Here is a 7,557-nt window from a genome sequence, read left to right as displayed (position 1 = left end):
CCTGATCGCGCACCGCCGCTCCACGCTCCAACTGGCCGACCGCATCGCGGTGCTGGACGAGGGGCACCTCGTGGACGTCGGCACCGCGGCACAACTGGAGGGGCGCTGCCCGCTCTATCGGCTGCTGCTGTCCGGCCCGGGGGACGACGCGGAAGGCGTGGACGCGGGCGAACTGGGCAGCGTCGAGGATCACAGTGCAGTCAACGGCGGTGTGGTTATCGGCAGAGCAGTCAATGTCGGCGCGGTCAACGGCAGTGCGGTCAACGGTGGTGTAGTCAACGGCAGCATCGCCAACGGGAAAGCTCTCAACGCCCTCACCGGGAAGGCCGTCGACGGTTCGGTGCCCAATGGTTCGGCACCCAACGGTGTCACGCCCGCGCTCTGGGACCGCTCGAAGGCCGACGAGACGCAGAGCTCGTACGTCGCCGGCGCCAACCACGTCCCGCGCGGTGGCGGGATGGGCATGAGTGGCGGGCGCGTCACGCTCGGCTCGCTGCCCGCGACGCCGGACCTGCTCGCGAAGGTCGCCGCACTGCCGCCGGCCAACGACGTCCCGCAGGTCGACCCGGCTCTTCTGCACGCCGAGGACCCCGAGTTCTCGCTGAGCAGGCTGCTGCGGCCGTTCCTGTGGCTGCTCGCCCTGGGCCTCCTGCTCGAAGCGGCCGACGCGCTCGCCTCGCTGCTCATACCGGCCCTGATGCGCACCGCGGTGGACCGCGGCATCGAGGGCGCCGCGTACCACGTCATCGCGGCCATGTCGATCCTCGGCCTGCTGCTGGTCGCCGGCGACTGGATCGTCGAGGCCGTGCAGACCATGGTCACCGGCCGCACCGGCGAGCGGCTGCTCTACCTGCTGCGCGTCAAGTCCTTCAGCCAGCTCCAGCGGCTCGGGCTCGACTACTACGAGCGGGAGATGGGCGGCCGGATCATGACCCGGATGACCACCGACATCGACGCGCTCGCCTCGTTCCTGCAGAACGGCGTGTCCACCGCGGTGGTCTCGGTGCTCACCTTCTTCGGCATCGCCGCCGCGCTGCTGGTGATCGACTGGCGGATGGCGCTGGCGGTCTACGCGGTGCTGCCGGTGATGATCGGTGCGACGCTGATCTTCCGCCGCAAGTCCAAGGTCGCCTACACCGAGGCGCGCGAGCGGATCAGCGCGGTCAACGCCGACCTACAGGAGAACGTCGCCGGGATGCGGGTCACCCAGGCCTTCCGCCGCGAGGGGGTCAACCGCGACCGCTTCGCCGGCAAGGCCGACGCCTACCGGGAGTCGCGGGTGCGGGCGCAGAAGTACATCGCGACCTACTTCCCGTTCGTCCAGTTCCTCGGCGACATCGCCGGTGCCGTGGTGCTGGTCTACGGCGCGCACCGGGTCGGGCAGCACACGCTGACCACCGGCGCGCTGATCGCCTACCTGCTGTACGTGAGCATGATCTTCTCGCCGGTCCAGCAGCTCTCCCAGGTCTTCGACGGATATCAGCAGGCGAACGTCGGCCTGCGCCGCATCCGGGACCTGATGCGCACGCCGACGAGCACGCCGCTGTCCGCTGACCCGGTGCCGGTGACCGGGCCGCTGCGCGGCCGGATCGAGTTCCGCGACGTGCGGTTCGCGTACTCGCCGGACGCGCCCGAGGCGCTGCGCGGTGTGGACCTGGCCGTCGAGCCGGGCACGACCGTCGCGCTCGTCGGCGAGACCGGCGCGGGCAAGTCCACCTTCGTGAAGCTGGTCGCGCGGTACTACGACGCGACGTCCGGCGTGGTGTGCGTAGACGGCGTCGATCTGCGTGAGTACGACCTCTCCGCGTACCGCGCGCGGCTCGGCGTCGTGCCGCAGGAGGCGTTCCTGTTCCCGGGCACGGTCCGCGACGCCATCGCATACGGCCGTCCGGACTCCACCGACGCCGAGGTAGAGGCGGCGGCGCGGGCGGTCGGCGCGCACGACGTCGTGTCCCGGCTGTCCGACGGCTACCTGCACCAGGTCGGCGAGCGCGGCCGGAACCTGTCGGCCGGTCAGCGCCAGATGCTCGCGTTGGCCCGCGCTTATCTGGTCGACCCGGACATCCTGCTGCTCGACGAGGCGACCGCGGCTCTGGACCTGGCGACCGAGGCCGCGGTGACCCGGGCGATGGACGAGCTTTCGCGCGCCCGCACCACGCTCGTCGTCGCGCACCGGCTGACCACGGCGGCGCGCGCCGACCGGATCGTGGTGCTCGACGGCGGCCGAGTGGTCGAGGACGGCACGCACGACGCGCTGCTCGCCGCGGGCGGCACGTACGCGCGTCTTTGGGCGGCGTTCGCAGAGGCCACCGCAGAGGTCTGAGGCAGGTCGAAGGAGGGCCCGAGAGGCGGCTCTCCGGGACGTCTTCGCTACCGCTGTGTGGCGAAGGTGTGAGCGCCCGGACCGCCGGGTGGGTACTTGCCGCAGAGGAGGTGGTGGGTGGTTGCGGCGGTTCGGCGGTCCGGGCGCTACGGGGCGGATTGTCAGGCTGGTTCGGGGGAGGGGCCGGCCTTGACGTATCCACCCGCTTTTTCGTGAGGTTCGTAAAACCAGTGGTGTTACTGCGCGTACTCTACGGCGAACCGGCTTCGACCGGAGCTTCCGGCCGGCGGCTCGCCGTAGGCTGAGTCAGCCGACCCGGGCGTACCCGACGACGGACATGTAGATGTAGTTCGAGGAGCTGGGGTCGAGCGAGGCGTACTGCACCTGCGCACCGGTGTGCGGAGCGTGGACGACCATGTTGTTGCCGACGTACATCGCCACGTGGCCGGGCGGGTCTCCCTCGAAGAAGACCAGGTCGCCGGGCTGGAGCTGCGAAGCGCTGTAGAACTGGCTCAGACCGGAGAACTGCTCTTCCGACGTGCGCGGTATCTGGACACCCGCAGCAGCCCAAGCCGCGTACATGAGCCCGGAGCAGTCGAAGTTGTCTGGGCCCGTCGCGCCCCACGCATACCAGTCACCCGCCGCGGCCTTCGACTCGACGTACCGCACCGCGATACCGGCCCGGCCCGAGACGGCGGGCAGCGGCCCGCTGTAGCTGGTCGTTCCGCCCGCGCTGGTGACTTGCGCCTGCTGCGCGGCGGTCAGATTGCTCAGCAGGTCCTTTTCCGACTGGAGCGTCGCCTCGATCTTGGTCTTGGCGGCCTGCGCCTGGGCCAGCACCTCCTGCTGCTGGGCGAGCGCCTGCGCGGCGAACTTCTTGTCCAGGGCCAGCTGCGCCTTGTCCTGCGACACCGACCTCAGCAGCACGGCCTCCTGATCGGCCTGCTGGCTCTCGATCCCGGCCTGGCTGAGGAACTTGTCGGGGCTGGAGTTCAGTGCCAGTTGCAGCGTCGGCGAGATGCCGCCGGTGCGGTAGGCCGCCGCGGCCTGCAAACCCATCGAGGTCTGCAACGAGTTCAGCGTGGTCTGCTCCTGGGTGATCTGCGCCTGGAGCCCGTCGACCTTCTGCTGGAGCTTCGCGTACTGCTCCTTGGCCGCGTCGTACTGGTTGGTCGCCTGATCGGTCTGCGCGTTCAGCTGCTGGACCTGGGCCTTGACCTGGTCGAGGCTCGGCGTGGGTGACGCCTGGCTGGTACTCGGCAGCAGCGCGACGGTGCCGGCGGTGACGCCGACCACGGTCGCCGCGGTCGTGGTGACCCGGCCGGATACCTTCGGGGCGCGGTGGGACGCCATAACTCCTTCTTCCGACGGCGCCTACCGGGTTAGCTGACGGGTTCGGGCGGAAGAAGTCGCCCTACGCCCCGCCCGTCGCCTTCGGCCAAGGCCGATGGGACTGGCGCGGCGACTCACCCCGAGGGACATATGGGTCCCCGGCTCCACGACGCGGCCCGGCGGAATATCACTCCTTGGGGGAGAGGACGCATATTCCGATCCTGGCAACGCCGGGGATTCGGCGCGGAAGCCCGCGGCCGGTGCGGGGGACCGGCAGGCTCGCTGACTTCTGGGCCGTAACCTTAGCGAGATGTCGCCCGAATGGCGGGTTTGGGGCCGCGGATTTTTACTCCCCTTTGCTGTGCTGCCCCTTGCGCGCCCTTGGCGGAACGTCGCACGCGACCGGCGCCCCGGCCCGCGGTCTGTACTCGATTGCCCGTTTCGCCTGGAGCTTTTTCCGGCTAAAACGGACCGCCCGCCGACGCCGCGCACTTGTCGACGCGGCTTCGCCATCTTCCCGACGTGATGTCGAAAAAAAGGGCGGGCATCTCAGGCCTCAGCATCACTCGTCGCCGGTCGCGCGGCGCTCGCCGGCCCGTCTGCGTAGCCGCGGCACTCCACACCGTGTTGTTCGTGCATTGCTTACCCGGCCGGGTTTTCGATCCTTGCCGACGCAGACTTCTTCGAACAGATTGGTGTCAAGGTGTCGACGGTCGGCCTGCGGCCGATGTTCCCGCCGGACGACCGGAATCCGTCTGCCAGGGGCCCTAGACTCGTGCTTGATGAGCAGTTGGAGCAGTTCCTCAGCTTCCCACGGTGCGCCCCTCTTCGACCTGCCGAAGCCGCCGCGCACCACCGCACCCGGCGCGGCGCGTACGCGGGCCGAGGCCGCGCTGCCCTCGCTCTCCTCGGCCGCGTTCCCGGTCGAAGGCGAGTTGCCGGACGAGCCCTGGGCCGACGACGAGTCCGCGCCGCCGCCCCCGCCCGACGAGGAGCACGAGCGCGCCGAATCGCAACGGGATTTCGCCCCGGCCGCCCGCCGCTCGCATCTCGACCCCGAGGCGCTGCTCGCCGGGCTCAACCCGGCGCAGCGTGAGGCGGTCGCGCACACCGGCGGCCCGCTGCTCATCGTGGCCGGCGCGGGTTCCGGCAAGACGCGGGTGCTGACCCACCGCATCGCTTATCTGCTGGCCGAACGCGACGTGCATCCCGGCGAGATCCTGGCGATCACCTTCACCAACAAGGCCGCCGCCGAGATGAAGGAGCGCGTCGCCGCTCTCGTCGGCCCGCGCGCCAAGATCATGTGGGTCTCCACGTTCCACTCCGCGTGCGTCCGGATCCTGCGCCGCGAGCACAGCCACCTGGGCCTGCCCTCGTCCTTCACCATCTACGACGCGGACGACTCGCGCAGGCTGATCGCCGCCGTCGCCCGCGACCACGAACTCGACGTGAAGCGGCACCCTCCGCGCGGCCTGCTGGCTCAGGTCTCGTCGCTCAAGAACGAGCTGGTCGACCACGAGACCGCGCGGGACAAGGCCGCCACCGAGCAGGAGCGGCTGATCGCCGAGGTCTACGCCGACTACCAGCAGCGGCTGATCGCGGCCAGGGCGCTCGACTTCGACGACCTGATCATGACCACGGTCAACCTGTTCCAGGCCTTCCCCGCGGTCGCCGAGTCGTACCGGCGGAGGTTCCGGCACGTGCTGGTCGACGAGTACCAGGACACCAACCACGCGCAGTACGTCCTGGTGCGTGAACTGGTCGGCGGCGCCGTGTCGCAGGCTCCCAAATACACCGTGGACGGCGACCGGGTCGGCGCCCACGCGGATGACACCGGCTCCGCAGACTCCGCCTCCGACGTGCCCCCCGCCGAGCTCTGCGTAGTCGGCGACGCGGACCAGGCCATCTACGCCTTCCGCGGCGCGACCATCCGCAACATCCTCGAATTCGAGGCCGACTATCCGAACGCGACGACGATCCTGCTCGAACAGAACTACCGCTCCACGCAGACGATCCTGGCCGCCGCCAACGCGGTGATCGACCGCAACAAGAGCCGCCGGGCCAAGAACCTGTGGACCGACGCCGGCGACGGCGCGCTGATCACCGGCTATGTCGGTGACAACGAGCACGACGAGGCGGCCTACGTGGCCAACGAGGTGGACCGGCTCACCGACGAGGGGCTTGCGAAACCCGGCGAGGTGGCGGTTTTCTATCGGACCAACGCCCAGTCCCGGGTGTTCGAGGAACTGTTCATCCGGGTCGGCCTGCCCTACCGGGTGGTCGGCGGCGTCCGCTTCTACGAGCGCAAGGAGGTCAAGGATGCGCTGGCGTACCTGCGCGCTTTGGCGAACCCGGACGACTCCGTATCGCTGCGCCGCGTCATCAACGTACCCAAGCGCGGCATCGGCGAGCGCGCTGAGGCGATGCTCGACGCACTGGCTCAGCGCGAGCGGGTCTCCTTCGGCGCGGCGATCGACCGCGCCGACGAGGCGTACGGCCTGGCGGCACGGTCGCTGAACGCGGTCAAGAACTTCGCGAAGCTGCTGGCCGACCTGCGCGACCGGATGGCCGAGGGCGCGGGCCCGGCCGAACTGCTGGAGACCATCCTGGAGCGCACCGGCTACATCGCCGAACTCCAGGAGTCCACCGATCCGCAGGACGAGAGCCGGGTGGAGAACCTGCAAGAGCTCGTCGCGGTCACGCACGAGTACGAACAGACCGACCCCGAGGGCGGCGTCACCGGCTTCCTGGAGCGAGTAGCCCTGGTCGCCGACGCCGACCAGATCCCCGACCAGCAGAACGCCAACGGCGGCAACACCGGCACCGGCAACCAGAACGGCAGCCAGAACGGCGGCGTCGTCACCCTGATGACCCTGCACACCGCCAAGGGCCTGGAGTTCCCGGTGGTCTTCCTCACCGGCCTGGAAGAGGGCGTCTTCCCGCACACCCGCGCGATGGGCAACGCGAAGGAACTCGAAGAGGAACGTCGGCTGGCCTACGTCGGCATCACAAGAGCCCGGCAGCGCCTGTACTTTACCCGCGCCGTGATGCGCTCGGCCTGGGGCTCGCCCTCGTACAACCCCGAGTCGCGATTCCTCACCGAGGTGCCCGACAAACTGATCGACTGGCGGCGCACCGCGCCCGCGCCACAGTCCACCTCCTTCGGCACGATGACCCCGGCCCTGACCGCAGCCGCCGACCGCACCCGGGCGAAGGGCTTCAAGGCGGCCGGCCCGGGCAACCGCGAGCCGATCTCGGTAGCGCCAGGCGACCGCGTCGTACACGACACGTACGGCCTAGGCACGGTGGTCTCAGTCGAGGGCCGCACCGGCGAGCACGCGACCGTCGACTTCGGTTCGTCGGGCGTCCGCAAGCTGGTACTTGCCTTCGCCCCGCTGGAAAAGCTCTAGAAGCGGCGCGAGAAGGCGCTGTCGACGCGTGAGTGACGCCTCCTCAGACATCCACCAACCAGCGCGACATTTGGATCCGCAACGGCACGCTTACGGCACACGAACGGTGTCGGGCATCACAGCACACGGTTCGGTCGCCTCGGTTACCCTTCGTTGAGTAGGTGGAGCGATGACGTAGTTAGGGAGTGCCCAGATGAGCGTGTCCGCACCGATCCGCGTGGTGATCGCGAAACCCGGGCTGGACGGTCACGACCGGGGCGCGAAGGTGGTCGCGCGGGCGCTGCGTGACGCGGGCATCGAAGTCGTCTACACCGGACTGCACCAGATGCCGGAGCAGATCGTGGCGACGGCGATCCAGGAGGACGCCGACGGCGTCGGCCTGTCCATCCTGTCCGGAGCGCACATGACGCTGTGCCCGAAGGTGGTCGAGCTGCTGCGGGAGCGCGACGCGGCCGACATCAAGGTCTTCGTCGGCGGGATCATCCCCGAGAG

4 protein-coding genes and 1 riboswitch are annotated in these 7,557 nt (G+C 69.5%); of the genes, 3 read left to right on the top strand and 1 reads right to left on the bottom strand.

All coding sequences use genetic code 11. The features are described from left to right. Window positions 1-2,323: ABC transporter ATP-binding protein (locus VGS97_RS12250; RefSeq protein WP_326853513.1), on the top strand; the 2,323-nt coding region annotated here is incomplete at its 5' end. Between the two features lie 306 nt (window positions 2,324-2,629). Here VGS97_RS12250 and VGS97_RS12245 read toward each other — a convergent pair. Beyond that, the gene (locus VGS97_RS12245; RefSeq protein ID WP_326853512.1) at window positions 2,630-3,676 is read right to left on the bottom strand and encodes a C40 family peptidase; all 1,047 of its coding nucleotides are present in this window, start codon (window positions 3,674-3,676) and stop codon (window positions 2,630-2,632) included. Window positions 3,677-3,679: 3 nt separating this feature from the next. Further along, a riboswitch (cyclic di-AMP (ydaO/yuaA leader) is annotated at window positions 3,680-3,847 on the bottom strand. Window positions 3,848-4,548: 701 nt separating this feature from the next. On the opposite strand from VGS97_RS12245, the gene pcrA reads away from it, so the two are divergent. Both pcrA and VGS97_RS12235 read left to right on the top strand, forming a co-directional pair. Continuing rightward, entirely contained in the window at window positions 4,549-7,065 is a 2,517-nt protein-coding gene (gene pcrA, locus VGS97_RS12240) for a DNA helicase PcrA (RefSeq protein WP_414641696.1), read from the top strand. A gap of 193 nt (window positions 7,066-7,258) precedes the next feature. Continuing rightward, the coding region (locus VGS97_RS12235) for a cobalamin B12-binding domain-containing protein (protein WP_326853510.1) at window positions 7,259-7,557 on the top strand (299 nt) is incomplete at its 3' end.

The sequence above is a fragment of the Actinocrinis sp. genome, from assembly GCF_035946395.1.
Classification (GTDB): Bacteria; Actinomycetota; Actinomycetes; order Streptomycetales; family Catenulisporaceae; genus Actinocrinis.
The sequence above is the reverse complement of the archived record's forward strand: the minus strand, read 5'-3'. Positions and strand labels throughout refer to the sequence as shown.